Annotated in this window: 19 protein-coding genes; 1 reads left to right on the top strand and 18 read right to left on the bottom strand. The window is 73.6% G+C overall.

Features of this window, described 5'->3' with window-relative positions:
- Positions 1-10: 10 nt before the first annotated feature.
- From lgt to hisI, 11 genes are all read right to left on the bottom strand, one after another.
- Positions 11-1027 (bottom strand): prolipoprotein diacylglyceryl transferase, encoded by a 1017-nt coding sequence (gene lgt, locus OG413_RS22085; protein ID WP_266808054.1) that lies wholly within the window; start codon positions 1025-1027, stop codon positions 11-13.
- Between the two features lie 99 nt (positions 1028-1126).
- Positions 1127-1960: a thioredoxin domain-containing protein gene (locus tag OG413_RS22080; protein ID WP_266808053.1), complete on the bottom strand. Its 834-nt coding sequence runs from the start codon at positions 1958-1960 to the stop codon at positions 1127-1129.
- A 76-nt stretch (positions 1961-2036) separates the two neighbouring features.
- Entirely contained in the window at positions 2037-2858 is an 822-nt protein-coding gene (gene trpA, locus OG413_RS22075) for a tryptophan synthase subunit alpha (RefSeq protein WP_266808052.1), read from the bottom strand.
- Entirely contained in the window at positions 2855-4090 is a 1236-nt protein-coding gene (gene trpB / locus OG413_RS22070; RefSeq protein WP_266808051.1) for a tryptophan synthase subunit beta, read from the bottom strand. Before trpB ends, trpA begins: the two co-directional genes overlap by 4 nt.
- Positions 4091-4227: 137 nt before the next feature.
- Positions 4228-4425 (bottom strand): tryptophan biosynthesis modulator TrpM, encoded by a 198-nt coding sequence (gene trpM, locus OG413_RS22065; RefSeq protein ID WP_266808049.1) that lies wholly within the window; start codon positions 4423-4425, stop codon positions 4228-4230.
- 29 nt (positions 4426-4454) lie between these two features.
- Positions 4455-5264: an indole-3-glycerol phosphate synthase TrpC gene (trpC, locus tag OG413_RS22060; RefSeq protein ID WP_073725349.1), complete on the bottom strand. Its 810-nt coding sequence runs from the start codon at positions 5262-5264 to the stop codon at positions 4455-4457.
- A gap of 115 nt (positions 5265-5379) precedes the next feature.
- A complete protein-coding gene (locus OG413_RS22055) occupies positions 5380-5793 on the bottom strand; it encodes a DUF2752 domain-containing protein (RefSeq protein ID WP_266810295.1) in 414 nt (137 codons plus the stop codon).
- 311 nt (positions 5794-6104) lie between these two features.
- Complete coding sequence (locus OG413_RS22050) at positions 6105-6356, bottom strand: HGxxPAAW family protein (RefSeq protein WP_266808047.1); 252 nt, start codon at positions 6354-6356, stop codon at positions 6105-6107.
- 107 nt (positions 6357-6463) lie between these two features.
- Positions 6464-7138 carry a TIGR02234 family membrane protein gene (locus OG413_RS22045; RefSeq protein WP_266808045.1) on the bottom strand — a complete coding sequence of 225 codons (675 nt, stop codon included), beginning with the start codon at positions 7136-7138 and terminating at the stop codon, positions 6464-6466.
- Positions 7138-8646, bottom strand: coding sequence for an anthranilate synthase component I (locus OG413_RS22040; RefSeq protein WP_266808043.1), 1509 nt, complete (start codon positions 8644-8646; stop codon positions 7138-7140). The genes OG413_RS22045 and OG413_RS22040 overlap by 1 nt, the downstream gene beginning before the upstream one ends.
- Before the next feature lie 11 nt (positions 8647-8657).
- Positions 8658-9038 (bottom strand): phosphoribosyl-AMP cyclohydrolase, encoded by a 381-nt coding sequence (hisI, locus tag OG413_RS22035; RefSeq protein WP_266808041.1) that lies wholly within the window; start codon positions 9036-9038, stop codon positions 8658-8660.
- An 85-nt stretch (positions 9039-9123) separates the two neighbouring features.
- On the opposite strand from hisI, the gene OG413_RS22030 reads away from it, so the two are divergent.
- Positions 9124-9756 (top strand): TIGR03085 family metal-binding protein, encoded by a 633-nt coding sequence (locus OG413_RS22030; RefSeq protein WP_266808040.1) that lies wholly within the window; start codon positions 9124-9126, stop codon positions 9754-9756.
- A gap of 309 nt (positions 9757-10065) precedes the next feature.
- Here the strand turns inward: OG413_RS22030 and OG413_RS22025 are convergent, their stop codons facing one another.
- The 7 genes from OG413_RS22025 to hisH all read right to left on the bottom strand — a co-directional run bounded on the left by OG413_RS22025 (position 10066) and on the right by hisH (position 18327).
- A complete protein-coding gene (locus OG413_RS22025) occupies positions 10066-11454 on the bottom strand; it encodes a helix-turn-helix domain-containing protein (protein ID WP_266808039.1) in 1389 nt (462 codons plus the stop codon).
- Positions 11455-11579: 125 nt separating this feature from the next.
- The gene (locus tag OG413_RS22020) at positions 11580-14480 is read right to left on the bottom strand and encodes a LuxR family transcriptional regulator (RefSeq protein WP_266808037.1); all 2901 of its coding nucleotides are present in this window, start codon (positions 14478-14480) and stop codon (positions 11580-11582) included.
- Positions 14481-14695: 215 nt separating this feature from the next.
- Complete coding sequence (locus OG413_RS22015) at positions 14696-15625, bottom strand: alpha/beta hydrolase (RefSeq protein WP_266808035.1); 930 nt, start codon at positions 15623-15625, stop codon at positions 14696-14698.
- Between the two features lie 188 nt (positions 15626-15813).
- Entirely contained in the window at positions 15814-16569 is a 756-nt protein-coding gene (gene hisF / locus OG413_RS22010) for an imidazole glycerol phosphate synthase subunit HisF (protein WP_266808033.1), read from the bottom strand.
- Positions 16566-16964, bottom strand: a complete 399-nt coding sequence (locus OG413_RS22005; protein WP_266808031.1) for a RidA family protein — start codon at positions 16962-16964, stop codon at positions 16566-16568. The genes hisF and OG413_RS22005 overlap by 4 nt, the downstream gene beginning before the upstream one ends.
- Positions 16961-17686: a bifunctional 1-(5-phosphoribosyl)-5-((5-phosphoribosylamino)methylideneamino)imidazole-4-carboxamide isomerase/phosphoribosylanthranilate isomerase PriA gene (gene priA / locus OG413_RS22000; protein ID WP_266808029.1), complete on the bottom strand. Its 726-nt coding sequence runs from the start codon at positions 17684-17686 to the stop codon at positions 16961-16963. The genes OG413_RS22005 and priA overlap by 4 nt, the downstream gene beginning before the upstream one ends.
- Positions 17686-18327, bottom strand: a complete 642-nt coding sequence (hisH, locus tag OG413_RS21995) for an imidazole glycerol phosphate synthase subunit HisH (RefSeq protein ID WP_266808027.1) — start codon at positions 18325-18327, stop codon at positions 17686-17688. The genes priA and hisH overlap by 1 nt, the downstream gene beginning before the upstream one ends.
- Positions 18328-18334: the final 7 nt, after the last annotated feature.

The raw sequence follows: 18334 nt of genomic DNA, 5'->3' as shown, positions 1-18334 counted from the left end.
GGAAACGCGGTCAGATCTTCTTGGCCGCCTCGGGGGCGCCGTTCTTCTCCAGCCGGTCCTTCTCGGCGTCGTCCTTGTCCGAGTCGTCCTTGTCCGCGCTGTCCTGCTCCGCGCTTTCCTTGTCCGCGTCGTCGGTCACGTCGGTGGCGTCAGCGACGGCTTCGGAGTCGCCGTCCTTCGCCTCGGGCTCGCCGTCCTTCGCCTCGGAGTCGGCCGCGGCGGGCTCGACGACCGCCTCGCGTCCGGGGCGCACCTTCGCCGAGATCACGATGTACGTGACGGCGAGGACGAACACGATGATCGCGGTCCAGACGTTGAGGCGCAGGCCGAACACATGGTGGGCCTCGTCGACCCGCATGTACTCGATCCAGGCACGGCCCGTGCAGTACGCCGCGACGTACAGCGCGAACGCCCGGCCGTGGCCGAGCTTGAAGCGGCGGTCGGCCCAGATCACCAGCAGCGCGACGCCGACGCACCACAGCGACTCGTACAGGAAGGTCGGGTGGTAGGTGCCCGCGACCCGGTTCGGGCCCTCGCTGATCTTCAGCGCCCACGGGAGGTCGGTCGGCTTGCCGTACAGCTCCTGGTTGAACCAGTTGCCCCAGCGGCCGATGGCCTGGGCGAAGGCGATGCCGGGGGCCAGGGCGTCGGCCCAGGCGGGCAGCGGGATGCCGCGCCGACGGCAGCCGATCCAGGCGCCGACCGCGCCGAGCGCGATCGCGCCCCAGATACCGAGGCCGCCTTCCCAGATCTTGAAGGCGTCCACCCAGTTCTCACCGTCGCTGAAGTACAGCTGATAGTCGGTGATGACGTGGTAGAGCCGGCCGCCGACGAGGCCGAAGGGCACGGCCCACACGGCGATGTCGGCGACGGTGCCGGCTCTGCCGCCCCGGGCGATCCAGCGCTTGTTGCCGAACCAGACGGCGACAAAGACACCGATGATGATGCAGAACGCGTAGCCGCGGAGCGGGATCGGGCCGAGATCGATCACGCCGGTCGACGGGCTGGGAATGAAGGCAAGGTTCATGACGGGGTCGACGCTACCCTGCCGGGTGGCACGTACGGCAAGCCACCCGGCAACGTCTGGGTAACGAGGCGCCCGCCGGACGCCCGCCCCGCACCCCCGTCAGGACCCCGAGGGGGCCGGGGTGGCCGGAGTGGCCGTGCCCGGCTTCTTGCCCTTGTTGGCCTCGGCGACCCACTTCTTGAGGTTCGCGGCGGAGATCTGCTCGTCGCCCTTCTTCGGGAAGACCGACACCCCGTTGAGCAGCGCGGTCGGCGTGCCCTGGAACCCGCCGTTGCGGAACGCCGTGTCGGACTTGGTCACCCAGCTGTCGTGCTTGCCGCTCTCCACGCAGCTGCGGAAGCCGGGTGTGTCGAGACCCTCGACCTTGCCCGCCAGCTCGATCAGCTTGCTGTTCCTGCCGAAGGCGTCATCGGACTCGGCGGGCTGATTGCTGTAGAGGACGTCGTGGTACGGGGGGAACTTGCCGACGTCCTGGGCACAGGCGGCCGCGTTGGCGGCGCGCAGCGATCCGTCGCCGCCGAGATTGCCGTCGATGATCGTGGCGAGGTGGTACTCCACCTTGATCTGGCCGCTGTCCGCCAGCTCCGCGATCGTGTCCCGGAAGGCGTTCTCGAACTGGGCGCAGACCGGGCAGCGGAAGTCCTCCCAGATCGTGAGCGTGGACGGGGCGTCGGTCGCTCCGACCGGGATCGTGAGCGCGTCCTTGCCGGTGGCGCCCGAGGGTGCGACGGCGGGACCCGCACCACCGCTGCTGCCTCCGTCGCCGCCCGCGTTGGCGGCGATCAGTCCGCCCACGGCCGCCAGGGCCAGCACACCGACCACGGCGGCCGAGACGATCAGCGTGCGCCGGCGGCGCTCGCGCGCCTTGTCCCGCTCGCGCTGCTGGGCAAGGCGCTCACGCGCGGCTCTGTTTCCCTCACGGTTCTCGCTCACACCCGCAGCAACGAACCGGGGAGGCACGTACGCGCCTCCCCGGTCCCAGTTCCACCCATTTGGGTGACGCCTGATATCAGCGCTTTCGAACACCTTCGGCCAGTTCGCCCGCCAGGGCGCGGACCGCGGCGAGACCCGCCGCCTCGTCGGGGGCGTCCAGCATGCCCTTGACGAAGGCCGAGCCGACGATCACTCCGTCGGCGAAGCCCGCGACCTCGGCGGCCTGCTCGGCGTTGGAGACGCCGAGGCCGACGCAGACGGGGAGGTCGGTGGTGGCGCGGGTGCGGCGCACCAGGTCCTGGGCCTCGTCACCGACCGACTCGCGGGTGCCGGTGACGCCCATGAGCGAGGCGGCGTACACGAAGCCGGAGCCCGCCGCCGTGATGGTGGCCAGCCGGGCGTCCTGGCTGCTGGGCGCGACGACGAACACGGTCGCGAGGCCGTGCTTGTCGGCGTGCTCGCGCCAGACGGCGGACTCCTGGACCGGCAGGTCGGGCAGGATGCACCCGGCCCCGCCCGCCGCGGCCAGCTCGGCGGTGAAGCGCTCGATGCCGTACCGGTCGATGGGGTTCCAGTACGTCATGATCAGGATCGGGGCGCCGGTCGCCTCGTACGCCTCGCGGACCGTACGCATCACGTCGGCGATCCGGACGCCGCCGCGCAGGGCGATGTCGTCGGCGGTCTGGATGACCGGGCCGTCGAGCACCGGGTCGCTGTGCGGCAGCCCCACCTCGACGATGTCCGCGCCGCCCGCGACGACCGCCTTGACGGCCTCGATGCCGCCGTCGACGGTCGGGAAGCCGGCCGGGAGATACGCGATCAGCGCCGCCCGGTCCTCCCCCTTGGCCTTCGCCAGCGTCGAGCCCAGCAGGTCCGTGTTTCCGCTGTGCGTAGTCACTTGGCACCCCCGTCGTACAGGCCGAAGTAGCGGGCCGCCGTGTCCATGTCCTTGTCGCCGCGGCCGGAGAGGTTGATCAGGATCAGCCCGTCCTTGCCCAGTTCCTGTCCGACCTCCAGCGCGCCGGCCAGCGCGTGCGCGCTCTCGATGGCCGGGATGATGCCCTCGGTACGGGACAGGAGCAGCAGGGCCTGCATGGCGGCGTCGTCGGTGACCGCGCGGTACTCGCCGCGGCCGATGTCCTTGAGGTAGGAGTGCTCCGGGCCGATGCCCGGGTAGTCCAGCCCCGCCGAGATGGAGTACGGCTCGGTGATCTGGCCCTCGTCGTCCTGGAGGACGTAGGAGCGCGAACCGTGCAGGATGCCGGGCTCGCCCGCGGTCAGGGTGGCCGCGTGCTCGCCGGTCTCCACACCGTGTCCGGCGGGTTCGCAGCCGATCAGGCGGACGTCCGCGTCCGGGATGAAGGCGTGGAAGAGCCCGATGGCGTTGGAGCCGCCGCCGACGCAGGCGACCGCGGCGTCCGGCAGCCGGCCGGCCCGCTCCAGGATCTGACGGCGGGCCTCGACGCCGATCACCCGGTGGAAGTCGCGGACCATCGCCGGGAACGGGTGCGGGCCCGCGACCGTGCCGAAGAGGTAGTGCGTGCGGTCCACATTGGCGACCCAGTCGCGGAACGCCTCGTTGATGGCGTCCTTGAGGGTGCGCGAGCCGGACTTCACGGCGATGACCTCGGCGCCGAGCATCCGCATCCGCGCCACGTTCAGCGCCTGCCGCTCGGTGTCGATCTCGCCCATGTAGATGGTGCATTCGAGGCCGAACAGGGCGCAGGCGGTCGCGGTGGCGACGCCGTGCTGGCCCGCGCCGGTCTCGGCGATGACGCGGGTCTTGCCCATCCGCTTGGTGAGCAGCGCCTGGCCCAGCACGTTGTTGATCTTGTGCGAACCGGTGTGGTTCAGGTCCTCGCGCTTGAGGAAGACCCGGGCCCCGCCCGCGTGCTCGGCGAAGCGCGGGACCTCGGTCAGCGCGCTGGGGCGGCCCGTGTAATTGACCATGAGCTCGTTGAGCTCGGCGGCGAAGGCCGGGTCGGCCTTCGCCTTGTCGTACTCGACGGCGACCTCGTCCACGGCGGCGACGAGCGCCTCCGGGATGAACTTGCCGCCGTAGTCACCGAAATAGCCCTCGGCGCTGGGGATCAGACCCTCGGGGTCCGGAATGAAGAAGTCAGAGGACATCCGACGTGCTCCTTGGCATGGCAACGGGTGGATTCACCGTATGCGCCGTGAGCGGAGCGCCACCGCGACCGGCGGGCGGTCGGGGCGGTGCGGTCGTACGTACGAGTGGGGTGGTGCGGTACGTCGGCCGGGGCTCGCTACGGCGCGGACCCCGTGCGCCATCGCATGCCGTTGACCTGGCCGGGCTCGTCACCGATCACATACCGCACCCGCCGGCCGTGGACACGCCGCGCGGGGGCGCGGCAGCCACGGGGACGGCAGCCGCGCGCCAACGGGGCGTGCGGGTCCCGGGCGCTCGCCCCGGCGGGGCGCAGGCCCGGCCGGACGCGGGACACGGGGCGGCGGTCGGCGGACACGGGCCGGGTCAGCCCCGCCCGTGCCGGAGTGCCGGGTGGGCGCCCGCGGCGACCAGATCGGCGACGGCGGCGCGCGGGTCGCGGCCGGTGACCAGGGACTCGCCGACGAGCACGGCGTCCGCGCCCGCGTTGGCGTAGGCGATGAGGTCGTGCGGGCCGCGGACGCCGGACTCGGCGACCTTGACGATGTGGTCCGGGATCTCGGGGGCGACGCGCTCGAAGGTGGAGCGGTCGACCTTGAGGTCCTTCAGGTTGCGCGCGTTGACACCGATGATCCTGGCTCCGGCGTCCACGGCGCGCTCCGCCTCCTCCTCGTCGTGCGCCTCGACGATCGGCGTCAGGCCGATCGACTCGGCACGCTCGATGAGCGAGACCAGGGCTTCCTGGTCGAGGGCGGCGACGATCAGCAGGGCGAGGTCGGCGCCGTAGGCGCGGGCCTCCCACAGCTGGTAGGAGGTGACGATGAAGTCCTTGCGCAGGACCGGGATGTCGACCTTGGCGCGGACGGCCTCCAGGTCGGCGAGCGAACCGCCGAAGCGGCGCTCCTCGGTGAGGACCGAGATGACGGACGCGCCGCCCGCCTCGTAGTCGGCGGCGAGCGCGGCCGGGTCGGCGATCGCGGCAAGGGCCCCCTTGGAGGGGGACGAGCGCTTGACCTCGCAGATGACGGTGACGCCCTCGCCGCGCAGGGCGGCGACTCCGTCCTTGGCCTGGGGGGCGCGGGCCGCGCGCTCCTTCAGCTCGTCGAGGCTGACGCGCGCCTGCCGCTCCGCGAGGTCGGCGCGTACGCCGTCGATGATCTCGTCGAGCACACTCACGCGAGCGGCCCCCTTCCGAAACGATGATGAGCGAACAGGATCAGCCATCCCGATGGTATCCGCAGGAGGCCACAGGGCTCGCATCCGGCTGGGTTGTGTCCCACTACCTGGGCATTCATGGTGCCAGGGCCGATCCGAACGGCAGATTCCGGACGACGGAGAAGATCAGCAGAGCGGCGCCGATGCCCCACCAGTAGACCGGCGCCAGACCGATCCGCAGGGGCTGCCCCCGACCGGCCCGGACCATCCAGAGCACCCATACGACGGCGAAGAGGAAGTAGCCGACGACGGCGACGGCGTTGGCGCCGAACGCCGCGCCGATGTCGCCGTGGGCGAAGGCGTGGGCGCTGCGGAGCCCGCCGCAGCCGGGACAGTACAGCCCGGTGAGCGCCAGCAGCGGGCAGACCGGGTAGTGGCCGGGCTCATTGGGGTCGACCGTGGCGACGTAACCGAACGCGGCGACGACGACGGCCAGGATGCCCACGGGTGTGACGAGGCGTCGCAGGCGCGAGGCGGGCACGGGGGGCACGGAGGGTGGTCCGGCGGGGCCGCCGGGGGCGTACGGCGGGGGCTCGGTCGCGTACGGGAGGTGCGGGACGGACTGCGGTCCCGGCCCCGGCTGGACGGGCTGCGGTCCCGGTCCCGGCCCCGGCCGGACTGACTGCGGCCCCGGGCCCTGGTGCGGGGCCGGGCGGGCCGCCCCGGGGTCGGGGGGCGGGGCTGCGGCGGGAGAAGGCGAGGCGTCCACCCGCTGATTGTCCCCGCTCATACGGAAAGGCGCAGCCCGTGCCGGGCTGCGCCTCGCGTCGTGTCTCCGGCCGGGGCCGGACATGTCCCGGATCAGTGGGAGATCTGCGCCTGTCCGGCGCGGGCCCTGGCCGCCGCCATCTCGGACGACTCCTTCGGCATGCCGAGACCGGCGGCCTTCATGGCGAGGCCGACGATGCCGCCGACGAAGATGACGGCGATACCGGCCCAGAAGCCGAGCGGGTTGGCCGCGACCATGAAGACGCCTGCGACGCAGAAGCCGATGAACGAGATGATGACACCGGTCCAGGCGGCCGGGGTGTGTCCGTGGCTGCTGCCCGCCATGAGTTGCTCCTCGTTGGTGTTGCGCTGTGGGTATCGCCGTGGCTGTCGCCGCGGGGAAAGCTCACGGCCATTGTCCCGTACGTGCTGGTAGGACGTGAGCTGGGGGGTCATGCCTCGCGCGTCGGGTCCTCGCCGCGGTCCATGGCCTTCCACAGGTCCTCGGGCCGGTCGGGATCCGGAGCGGTGCGGGGCGCCCGGCCGGGGCGCGGGGTGCCGTCGCGCTCGTACCGTCCCGACATGGCGGGCCAGCGGCTGCCGTAGCGCAGGGCGAGCAGTCCGGCGAGCAGGATCAGCACGCCGCCGACGGCGGTGACGTAGGGCCAGGCGGTGTGGCTGAGGGCGCCGACCGTGGCCGAGGCGTCACCGGTGGACCGGGCGGCCTTCGCGTCGAGGGCCGAGCTGTCGAAGGCGCCGGACCAGGCGCTGAGCGCGGCGCCGAGGCCGCTGAGGGCGAGGAGCCCGGCGACGGCCAGGCGTCCGGCGCCGCGCACGGCGAAGACGGCGACGAGCGCGGCCAGGGCGACTATGGCCAGGGCGGCCGGAAGCCCAGTGACGTCCTGGCCGTCCGCGGTCAGCGGCAGGGCGCCGCCGCCCACGGCGGCCTTCCCCTCGGCCCACGTCTGACCGGTGGCGAGGAGGACGACGGCCGCGCCGATCGCGCCGAGGAACAGACCGGCGGCCAGACTGCGGCGGCTTCCCGCGCTGTCGGGGGCGGAGGCGGAGTCGGACGCGACGGCTCGGGCACGGGGCTGGGGTACGGGGACGGCACTCACGCCCTCCACTATCCCTTACCGCTCCGGTGCTCGCGGAGCCGGTTGGCCGTATGGACGGCGCGCAGGACGGCGGCGGCCTTGTTGCGGCATTCGGTGTCCTCGGCGACGGGGTCGGAATCGGCGACGATCCCGGCTCCGGCCTGCACATACGCGGTGCCGTCGCGCAGCAGCGCGGTGCGGATGGCGATGGCGGTGTCGGAGTCCCCGGCGAAGTCGAGGTAGCCGACGCAGCCTCCGTACAGCCCGCGGCGGGTGGGTTCGAGCTCCTCGATGATCTGCATCGCCCGCGGCTTGGGGGCGCCGGAGAGGGTGCCCGCCGGGAAGCAGGCGGTGAGGACGTCGAAGGCGGTGCGGTCCTCGGTGACGCGGCCGGTGACGGTGGAGACGATGTGCATCACGTGCGAGTACCGCTCGACCGACATGAAGTCGACGACCTCGACACTGCCGGGTTCGCAGACGCGCCCGAGGTCGTTGCGGCCGAGGTCGACGAGCATCAGGTGCTCGGCGCGTTCCTTCGGGTCGGCGAGCAGTTCCTCGGCGAGCGCCTGGTCCTCCTGCGGGGTGGCACCGCGGTGCCGGGTCCCGGCGATCGGATGGAGCATGGCGTGCCCGTCCTCGACCTTGACGAGGGCTTCGGGGCTGGAGCCGACGACGTCGAACCCGTCGAAGCGGAAGAGGTACATGTACGGCGACGGGTTGGTGGCGCGCAGCACCCGGTAGACGTCCAACGCACTTGCCGTGCACGGGGTTTCGAAGCGCTGGGAGGGGACGACCTGGAAGGCCTCACCGGCCCTGATGCGTTCCTTGACGTCCTCGACGGCGTCCTGGAACTCCTCGCCGCCCCACAGGGCGGTGTACGGCGGCAGCTCGGACGGGGGCAGGACGGCGGGGGCGTTCTCGACGGGGCTGCGCAGGTCCTGCTCCATGGCGTCGAGCCGGGCGACGGCGTCCGTGTACGCCTCGTCGACGCCGGTGGCCAGGTCGTTGTGGTTGATCGCGTTGGCGATCAGCAGGACCGTGCCGTCCCAGTGGTCGAGGACGGCGAGGTCCGAGGTGAGGAGCATGGTCAGCTCGGGGAGCTCCAGGTCGTCCCCGCCGTGCTCGCCGATCTTCTCCAGGCGGCGCACGATGTCGTACCCGAGATAGCCGACCATGCCGCCGGTGAAGGGCGGCAGCCCCTCGTCGGCGACCAGGTCGCGCGGGGTGTGCAGGGTCTCGACGGTGGCGCGCAGCGCCTGGAGCGGGTCCCCGGCCGCTGGGACGCCGACGGGCGGGGTGCCGAGCCAGTGGGCCTGCCCGTCGCGCGCGGTGAGGGTGGCGTCGCTGCGTACGCCGATGAAGGAGTAGCGGGACCAGGTGCGGCCGTTCTCCGCGGATTCGAGGAGGAAGGTGCCGGTCCGCTCGGCCGCGAGCTTGCGGTACAGCCCGACCGGGGTGTCGCCGTCCGCGAGGAGCCGGCGGCTGACGGGGATGACGCGCCGGTCGACGGCCAGCTTGCGGAAGGTGTCGAGATCCATGGCCGGTGACCTTACTGCGTCGCGAGGGGGAGGACGTCGGCGTCGAAACAGGTGCGGTCCCCCGTGTGGCAGGCGGCACCCGTCTGGTCGACCTTCACCAGGACGGTGTCGGCGTCGCAGTCCAGGGCGACGGACCTGACCCGCTGGACGTGCCCGGAGGTGTCGCCCTTGACCCAGTACTCCTGGCGGCTGCGCGACCAGTAGGTGCAGCGGCCGGTGGTGAGGGTGCGGTGCAGCGCCTCGTCGTCCATCCAGCCGAGCATCAGCACCTCGCCGGTGTCGTACTGCTGGGCGATGGCGGGCACCAGGCCGTCGGCGCCGCGCTTGAGGCGGGCGGCGATGGCGGGGTCGAGGCTGCTGGCGGGCGGCGGGGGGCCGGGCGTGCTGGTCATACGGTCCATTGTGCCGTGGTGGCGGGCACCGGCCGGGCGGGCGTCCACTGGGCGGACCGCGGGGACCGGCCGTACGCTGGCGGTCATGTCGACCCATGCGAAGCGTGAACGTCTTCTGCTTGCCGACCTGTTGGAGGCGGCAGGCCCCGAGGCCCCGACCCTGTGCGACGGGTGGAACGCCCGTGACCTGGCCGCCCATGTGGTGGTGCGCGAGCGGCGGCCGGACGCGGCGGGCGGGCTGCTCCTGGGCGCGCTGCGGAGCCGGCTGGAGCGGGTGCAGGCCGAATTCGCCGCGAAGCCGTACGAGGAGCTGATCCAGCTGATCCGTACGGGTCCGCCGCGATTCTCCCCGTACTCCCTCAAGCAGATCGACGAGGTGGCCAACACCATCGAGTTCTACGTCCATACGGAGGACGTGCGCCGGGCCCAGTCCGACTGGTCCCGGCGGGAGCTGGACCCGGTCTTCGCCGATGTGCTGTGGGCGCGCACCGAGAGGACGGCCCGGCTGCTGGGCCGCAAATCCCCGGTGGGGATGGTGCTGCGCCGGCCGGACGGCCAGACGGCGGTGGCGCACAAGGGCACCCCGGTGGTGACGGTGACCGGGGAGCCGGGCGAGCTGCTGCTGTTCGCGTTCGGGCGGCAGGACGCGGCGGCGGTGGAGCTGGACGGCGACAAGGAGGCGGTGACCCGGCTGCACACGGCCCAGCTGGGGATGTAAGGCCCTCCGGCCGGTACGGGGCCGGGCCGGCCCGGCGAGGGGGCGTACGCGAGGGGACCGACGCCGCCCGCGCCGATACCGAGAGCGACGACGGTCCGGACCCATGCCGGTGGTGCCCCGGTCACGCTGCCGGGCGAGCGGGATCGGTCGACTACCGGGCGACGATCCGGCGAGTCCGGCGGGTCCGGCGAGTCCGGCAGGTCCGGCGGGTCCGGCGAGTCCGGCAGGTCCGGCGGGTCCGGCGAGTCCGGCAGGTCCGGCGGGTCCGGCGGGTCCGGCGGGTCCGGCGGGTCCGACGTTCCGGGCCCCTCAGCCGCCCAGCAACCGTCGCGCGGCCAGCGCCAGGGACACCTCGACCGCGTCCGAGGGCCGGGTGAGGCACCGCCCCGTGAGCTGCTCGAACCGCCGGAGCCGGTTGAGCACGGTGTTGCGGTGGCAGTACAGCCGCGCCCCGGCCCGCTGCGCCGACCCGTCCGAGTCCAGCCACGCCGTGAGGGTCGCGATGAGGACGTCCCGGTCGGCGGGGTCCAGTCGGCCGAGCGGCCCCAGCACCCGGGCGGCGAGCGCGGTGCCGAGGTCCGGGGAGGAGACGACGAGGGCGGTCGGCAGGTGGTCGTCGAGCAGGACCACTCCCCCGGCCGCCGGGCAGGCCCGGAGCGCGGTCCGCGCCAGCCTCCTCGCGTCGCCGAGCCCGGCAAGCCCCTCCACGACCGAACTGATCCCGGTCCGGGTACCGTCGGGAGCCGACAACTCAGCTGCTATCAGGGCGAGTTCGCCCAAGGCCGCAGCAGCGGCGTCGGTGTCGGCGTCACTGCCGCCGTCCGGGCCCGTGCCGTCCTCGACCGACCCGCGCTCCACCGCCGTGCGCGCCGACGCGGCCCCGTCCAGCGGCAGGATCGCCAGCTCGGCCTCCGGGGCCGAGTGCCAGAGCACCGGCGTGCCTGCGGGCAGGGTCAGCGGCGGCAGGGCCGCGACGTGCGGAGCGCGGTGGGCAACGGGGACTGCCGGGACGGCCTGGACGGCGAGCACCGCGTACCGGCCGTGCTCCGGGATGCCCAGCATCGCCGCCGCGTCCGGCAGATCCGCGATCCGGGCCGTGCCGTCCAGCAGCGCGGCCGTCATCAGCCGCTGCCGGTTCTCGCGGCGCCAGGTCAGCCGCCGTTCGGCCTGACGGTAGGCGTCCGCCACCACCCCGCAGTGCTCGTCCACGAAGTTCCAGACATCGGCGGCGACATGGACGAGCAGCCGGACGTCGTCGGGGTTCCGGCGGGCGGTCTCGGCGACGAGGTCCTGCCAGACCATCGCCCCGCCCATCCGGAAGGCGTGCAGGACGGCGTCGAGCGGCACACCCTGCCCGGCGCGGATCTCGCCGATCCGCCGCGAGGTGCGGTGGGCGGCCTCCCGGAACTCCCGTGGCTGGATCAGCGAGCCGACGTTGTGCCGCAGCGAACGGTGGACCTCCTGCCAGACCTCGGACCGGTCGGCCTCGATCGCCGGGCGGTAGCCGGGTTCCTGTTCGTACAGGGCGTCGACGAGCCGCTCCGTGAGCTCCGGCAGCGCCGCGACGAGGACCCGCGCGGCCCGGTGCAGCACCTCGACGGCCTCGCGGTCGGCCAGCGAACGGAAGCGCCGCGGCGACGGCGCCACGGAGGGCGGACCGTGCGGCGCCCCGATCCGCGAACGTACGACCTGTGGCATGGCGGCCTCCACCGGGAATCGGCCGGCTCCGGGTGCGGCCGGCTCGGGCACCCCGCCCGGCGTTGGGCGCGAGCACAACCGAATGATCCTGACGGTCGCAGAATGGCATACCGCCCGGTCGGTACCTAGAGGCCGGCGGGATACTTCTCATCACGGTCCGGCAACCTCCCGGACACATAAGGGACTTGCGACCGGCTACCGGTGAACAGCCGGGCCAGTTCGGTCCGGGAGCGGACGCCCAGCGCGGCGAAGACATTGCGCAGATGGTGGTCGACGGTCCGGGGGCTCAGGGAGAGCCGCACCGCCACTTCGCGGTTGGTGGCCCCCTCGGCCACACAGCGGGCGATGCGCCGCTGCTGCGGGGTGAGCCCGGCCGACGGCCCGGTCCCCCCGGTCTCCGGTACGTCCACCGCCTCGCCCGCCGCGCGCAGCTCCCCGCCCGCCCGGACCGCCCAGGCGCGTGCGGAGCAGCGTTCGAAGGCGACGAGGGCGTCGCGCAGCGGGCCGCGGGCCTCCCTGGTACGGCGTCGGCGGCGGAGCCACTGCCCGTACAGCAGCTGGGTGCGGGCCCGTTCGAAGCCGCCGTCGGCCCGGTCGTGGTGGGCCAGGGCTTCCGCGTACCGGGCGGCGGCCTCCTCCGGGGGTGCCAGCAGGGCCCGGCAGCGGGCGAGCTGGGCGGGGGCCTGCGGGTCGGCTGTGTTCGCGCTCCACCGCGCGAACTCGGCGACGGCCGCGGCGAGTCCGGCCGCCGTCGCACCGTCGCCGTCCGTGGCGGCGGCCCGCCCGGACAGCGTGGCCGCCTCGATGTAGCAGGGCACGGCGAGCATCCGGGCGGCGAAGTGGCCCTGGTGCGGTCCCGGCCGCACCAGGGGGGCGAGCCGGGCGGCGGCCTCACCGGGGCGCCCGCAGGCCAGGTCCGCGCGGGCGACCGCCCAGGTGGCGAGGGTCACCGCCTGGACGAGCCCGTGCGGACCCGCCGCGGCCAGGGCGGCGTCGTGGTGGGCGGCGCAGACCTCCGCGGGGCCCTCCACCGACGCGGCGAGGGCCAGCACGGCGTGCAGGTGGGCGGAGGCGTTGGGCTGTCCGGTGCGGCGTGCGGCGTGCAGGCCCTCCAGCGCGTGGGCGCGGGCCCCGGCGTGCCGTCCGGCCCGCAGTTCGGCGTAGGCGAGGTGCTCCAGGGCCTGCGGCAGCAGCTCGTCGGGCCCCTTCGTGCGTACGGCGGCGAGCGCCCGCGCCCCGGCCCGGCAGGCGGCGTCGACCTCGCCGAGCACCAGGGCCGCGACCCCGGCCCGCAGCAGGGCGGGCGGGTCCTCGGTGCGGTCGGCGGAGTCGAGGCACCGGCGCAGCAGGGCGTGTCCTTCGGCGGTACGTGAGCCCAGCACGGCGCACATTCCGGCGCGGTACCGGTCCAGGGCGCGGTCGGGTGACGCGACGGGGACGCGGTTCATCGCGTCCAGGTAGGCACGGGCGTCGCCCATCGCCCAGGCGGCCTCGGCCGCGCCGAGCAGGGCGTCGAGGGTGCGGCGCGGGTCGTGCGGGGCGAGCAGCACGGCCGCGGCGAGGAGCGCTTCCCTGGCGTCGGCCGCGGGTCCGGCGCGCAGCGCGAGCATGCCGTGCACATAGGGGCCGAGGCCGCTCTCCGGGGCACCGGCCGGACCGCGGCGGGCCAGCAGCGCGCGGGTCCGGGCCGGGTCGCCCGCGAGCCGGGCGTGGTCGGCGGCTTCGGCGAACCGCGCGGCGCGCAGGGTGGCGTCGGTGGAGAGCACGGCCGCGCGGACCAGCGCGGCGGACCGTTCGGCGGGCGGGCACGGGGCGACGGCGGCCACCGCCAGCAGCCCGGCGAGCATGGCGTCCGGGCCCGGGGCGGCGCAGGCCCGCTGGACGAGCGCGGGCAGCGACGGCCGCTGCGGCGAGGCACCCGCCAGCAGGGTGGCGAGCAGTTCATGGGCGACGCGGCGGCGCTCCGGCGGTGCGTGGTGCAGGACGGCGCGGCCCAGCAGCGGGACGCGGAAGTGGACGCGGCTGCCCGTACGTTGGAGTGCGCTCACGGTTCCGGCGGGCCCGAACAGCGCACGGTCCAGAACCGCGGGGGCCAGGCCCGCCCGGTCGCCCGCCCGCAGCAGCAGGGCGGTGTCCGCCCCGGTGCCCTCGGGTTCGTGTTCCTGGGCCGCCGCGGCGAGCAGGAGCAGGGTGCGGGTGTCGGGCGGGAGTCCGTCGAGGTGGGCGGCGTGGGCGGCCAGCACGCTCTCGCCGCCGGGCAGCGGGTACGGCAACGGGGTGCGCCCGGTCAGCTGGCCGGCGGTGAGACGGCCCGCGAGTCCGGCGAGCAGGCGCGGGTTCCCGGCCGCTTCCCGCAGCAGCTCGCTCCGTACGACCGGGTCGGGCTCACCGGCGTCGGCGGTCAGCCGGTCCAGGAGCGCCGAGGCCGCGTCCTCGTCGAGGGGGCCGAGCCGAAGGGCGGGCAGTCCGGCGAAGCCGGTCTTCACACCGGCACCGGCCTCATCGACGGCACCCGTCCCTTCGGCGGCACCGGTCCCGTCGACGGCGGCGATCAGCACGGCGACCCGGCTGCCCGCACCGAGTCTGCGGGCCGCGAAGGCCAGGGCGGCCCGGGAGGCGGGGTCCCAGGCGTGGGCGTCGTCCACGCAGACGAGCAGCGGCCGTTCGGCGCCGAGTTCCCGCAGCATGGCGAGCAGTGCGCCGGGAGTGATGCCGTTGCGCAGTACGAGGTCGGGAGGTACGGGCAGGGGGCCCGGCGCGGAACAGAGCAGGGCGTGCAGCCCGCTGTACGGCAGATGGTGTTCGGCGGGGGCCGCGGTGGCCTGGAGCAGGGGCCCCGCGCCGCGGTCCCGGTGGGCGGCGGCGGCCTGCCGCAGGAGGGCGGTGCGGCCGAGGCCCGGGGGCGCGGTCAGCACGAGCGCACCGCCACCGCCCCGGCGCAGCCGGGTCAACAGGGTTTCCAGGATGGCGAGTTCACCGCCGCGGCCGTACAGCCGGGGCGGACTGTGCACGGTCGATGGGGTCACACCCGCACGTTACTTCCGCGTAACGGGTCCCGGAAGGTCCGCGCCCACCGTCCCGCCCGGCGCGGCCCGGTGCGGTGCGGACTCACAGGGCGGGGGCGGAGGCGCTGTGCACGGGCACACACGAAGAGCGGTCGGGAGCACACGCACGGAGCGGCCGGGAGCCCGCGCGCAAAAGGGCCGGACCGTCCGCGCCGGTCCGGCCCCTCTCCCCCCGACTACGAGGTGTGCGGGCAGTTGCCCCGGTATTCGGCGATGGTCAGGCTCGCCTGCGGGATCGGGCAGAGGAACTGCTCGTAGCGGGTGTCATTGTCGATGAAGCGCTTCAGCCACGAAATGCTGTACTTGGCGATCGTGGTGTTGGCGGTGTTCGGGGTGAGGTGCGTGGCGCCCCGCAGCTCCAGGTACGCCTTGTCCAGCGAGCCGGGGAGCGACCCGTAGAACGGCTCGGAGTGCGTGGCGACGGGGGCGATCGTGTCGCCGTCGGCTCCCACCACCAGGGTGGGGGTGCGCAGTTCGGGCCAGGTCGTGTCGAGGTTCCAGCCGGTCAGCGGGATCGCCGCCTTGAGCGAGGTACGGCTCTTCGCGGCCTCCAGTGTGCCGCCGCCGCCCATGGAGTGACCCATCACTCCGAGCCGGGTGGCGTCGACCCGGCCGCGCACCGAGCTGCCCTTGGTCAAGTAGTCGAGGGCTGCCAGGAGTTGACGGCCACGGCTGTCGGGCTGGTCCAGCGTGGTGTTGGTGTCGATGGTGAAGACGACGAAGCCCTGCGAGGCCAGGCGCGGGCCCAGCCAGGCTATGGAGGACTGGTAGGCGGTGAAGCCGGGCGAGATGACGACCGCGCCGAAGGTGCCGTCGGCGGTGGACGTCGGGTAGTAGATGGTGCCGCCGCCGAAGCCGCTGACACTCAGCGAGGAGACCGAGGTCTGCGAGGTGGCGTAGGAGCCGCGGCTCGCCTCGATGCTGGAGACGGTCGGTGCCGGTCCGCGCTCGTAGGGGTTGTCGGCGGCCTGGGCGCCGGGGACCAGCGCGGTCATCAGACCCGCGGTCGCGACCGTGGCGGCCAGCAGGCCCTTGAGGGTACGGGAGCGGCTCTTGGCCGTCCGGTGGCGCGGGGAGGTGTCGCCGGAGGGGAGGTGCTGCTGCACGAGGGGGGTCCTCTCGGTTGTGGCGGAACCACACCGCACGGGACCGAGAACCCGTCGTCCGGGGCTGTCGGGGTGCGCCGCGTGGGTACCGCCGTTGTTCGTCGGCGGTCGTCACTCTCGCGGCGCACCCCAGGGGTGCGCATCGGCGAGATCGCCGGTCCTGACGACCGGCCTCCTCGCCACTCCTGTCAGCGGACCGGGTGCCCGGCTTCCCGCAGAGCGCCCTTGACCTGGGAGATCCGCAGGTCACCGAAGTGGAAGACGGACGCGGCGAGCACCGCGTCGGCGCCCGCCTCGATGGCCGGCGCGAAGTCCGCGAGCCGGCCTGCGCCACCGGAGGCGATGACGGGGACGGTGACGTGTGCGCGTACCGCCGTGATCATCTCGGTGTCGTAGCCGTCCTTGGTGCCGTCGGCGTCCATCGAGTTGAGCAGGATCTCGCCCGCGCCCAGCTCGGCGGCCCGGTGCGCCCATTCGACGGCGTCGATGCCGGTGCCCTTGCGGCCGCCGTGCGTGGTGACCTCGAAGGTGCCCGCCGCGGTGCGCCGGGCGTCGACGGAGAGCACGAGCACCTGGCGCCCGAAGCGTTCGGCGATCTCGCGGATCAGGTCGGGGCGGGCGATGGCGGCGGTGTTGACGCCGACCTTGTCGGCCCCGGCGCGCAGCAGCTTGTCGACGTCGTCCGGGGTGCGGACGCCGCCGCCGACGGTGAGCGGGATGAAGACCTGCTCGGCGGTGCGGCGCACCACGTCGTAGGTCGTCTCGCGGTCGCCGCTGGAGGCGGTGATGTCGAGGAAGGTCAGCTCGTCGGCGCCCTCGGCGTCGTACAGCTTGGCCATCTCGACGGGGTCACCGGCGTCGCGCAGGTTCTGGAAGTTGACGCCCTTGACGACCCGGCCGTTGTCGACGTCCAGGCAGGGGATGACGCGTACCGCGAGGGTCACCGCGCACCTGCCCGGAAGGCCTCGACCTCGACCTCGACGACCAGGCTCGGATCGACGAAGCCGGACACGATGATCATGGAAGCGGCGGGGCGTACGGCGTCGAACAGCTCCTTGTGGGCGCGGCCGACGTCGTCCACGTCGCGGGCGTGGGTGAGGTACATCCGGGTACGGACGACGTCCTCGCGGCCGAGGCCCGCCTCGTTCAGCGCCTCGAACGCGACTTCGAAGGAGGTGATGGTCTGCTCGTACGGGCTGCCCGCCGAGATCTGGCCGTTGACCACGGAGGTGCAGCCGGACACCAGGACCAGGCCGCCCGGCAGTTCCACGGCGCGGGAGTAGCCGAACTTCTCCTCCCACGGGGCGCCCGAGGCGAAGCGGCGTACGGAGTCGCTCATGCCGAGACCGCCCTCAGCGCCTCTTCCAGGGTGAACGCCTTGGCATACAGCGCCTTGCCGACGATCGCGCCCTCGACGCCGTCCGGGACGAGCGAGGAGATGGCCCGCAGGTCGTCCAGCGAGGAGACGCCGCCGGAGGCGACGACGGGCTTGTCGGTGGCGGCGCAGACGTTCTTCAGGAGTTCCAGGTTGGGGCCCTGGAGGGTGCCGTCCTTGGCGATGTCGGTGACGACGTAGCGGGCGCAGCCCTCGGAGTCGAGGCGGGCGAGCGTCTCGTAGAGGTCGCCGCCGTCGCGGGTCCAGCCGCGCCCGCGCAGCGTCGTGCCGCGTACGTCCAGACCCACCGCGATCTTGTCGCCGTGCTCGGCGATGACCTTGGCGACCCACTCGGGGGTCTCCAGGGCGGCGGTGCCGAGGTTGACCCGGCGGCAGCCGGTGGCGAGGGCCGCGGCGAGCGAGGCGTCGTCGCGGATGCCGCCGGACAGCTCGACCTTGATGTCCATGGCGTCGGCCACTTCGGCGATCAGCTTCCGGTTGTCGCCGGTGCCGAAGGCGGCGTCCAGGTCGACGAGGTGCAGCCACTCGGCACCGGCGCGCTGCCAGGCGAGGGCGGCCTCCAGCGGGGAGCCGTAGGAGGTCTCGGAGCCGGACTCGCCGTGGACGAGGCGGACGGCCTGGCCGTCGCGGACGTCGACGGCGGGGAGCAGTTCAAGCTTCGGCATTACAGCGTCTCGATCCAGTTGGTCAGCAGCTGGGCGCCGGCGTCGCCGGACTTCTCGGGGTGGAACTGGGTGGCCCACAGCGCGCCGTTCTCCACGGCCGCGACGAACCGTTCGCCGTGCGTGGCCCAGGTGACCCTGGGGGCGCGGATCTTGGCGTTGGTGACTTCCAGGGACCAGTCGTGCGCGGCGTAGGAGTGCACGAAGTAGTACCGGGCGTCGGCGTCGAGACCGGCGAAGAGCCGGGAGCCCTCGGGTGCCTCGACGGTGTTCCAGCCCATGTGCGGTACGACGTCGGCCTTGAGCGGGCCGACGGTGCCGGGCCACTCGTCCAGGCCCTCCGTCTCCACACCGTGCTCGATGCCGCGCTCGAACAGGATCTGCATGCCGACGCAGATGCCCATGACGGGTCGTCCGCCGGAGAGCCGGCGGCCGATGATCCAGTCGCCCCGGGCCCGCTTCAGCCCGTCCATGCAGGCGGAGAAGGCACCGACGCCGGGCACCAGCAGCCCGTCGGCGTTCATCGCCCGGTCGTAGTCGCGGGTGATCTCGACGTCCGCGCCGACGTGGGCCAGGGCCCGCTCGGCGGAACGGACGTTGCCGAAGCCGTAGTCGAAGACGACGACCTTCTTGTTGTCGCTCACAGCTCGT

Origin of the sequence: Streptomyces sp. NBC_01433, assembly GCF_026340105.1 — a bacterium.
Lineage (GTDB): Bacteria > Actinomycetota > Actinomycetes > Streptomycetales > Streptomycetaceae > Streptomyces.
The sequence above is the reverse complement of the archived record's forward strand: the minus strand, read 5'-3'. Positions and strand labels throughout refer to the sequence as shown.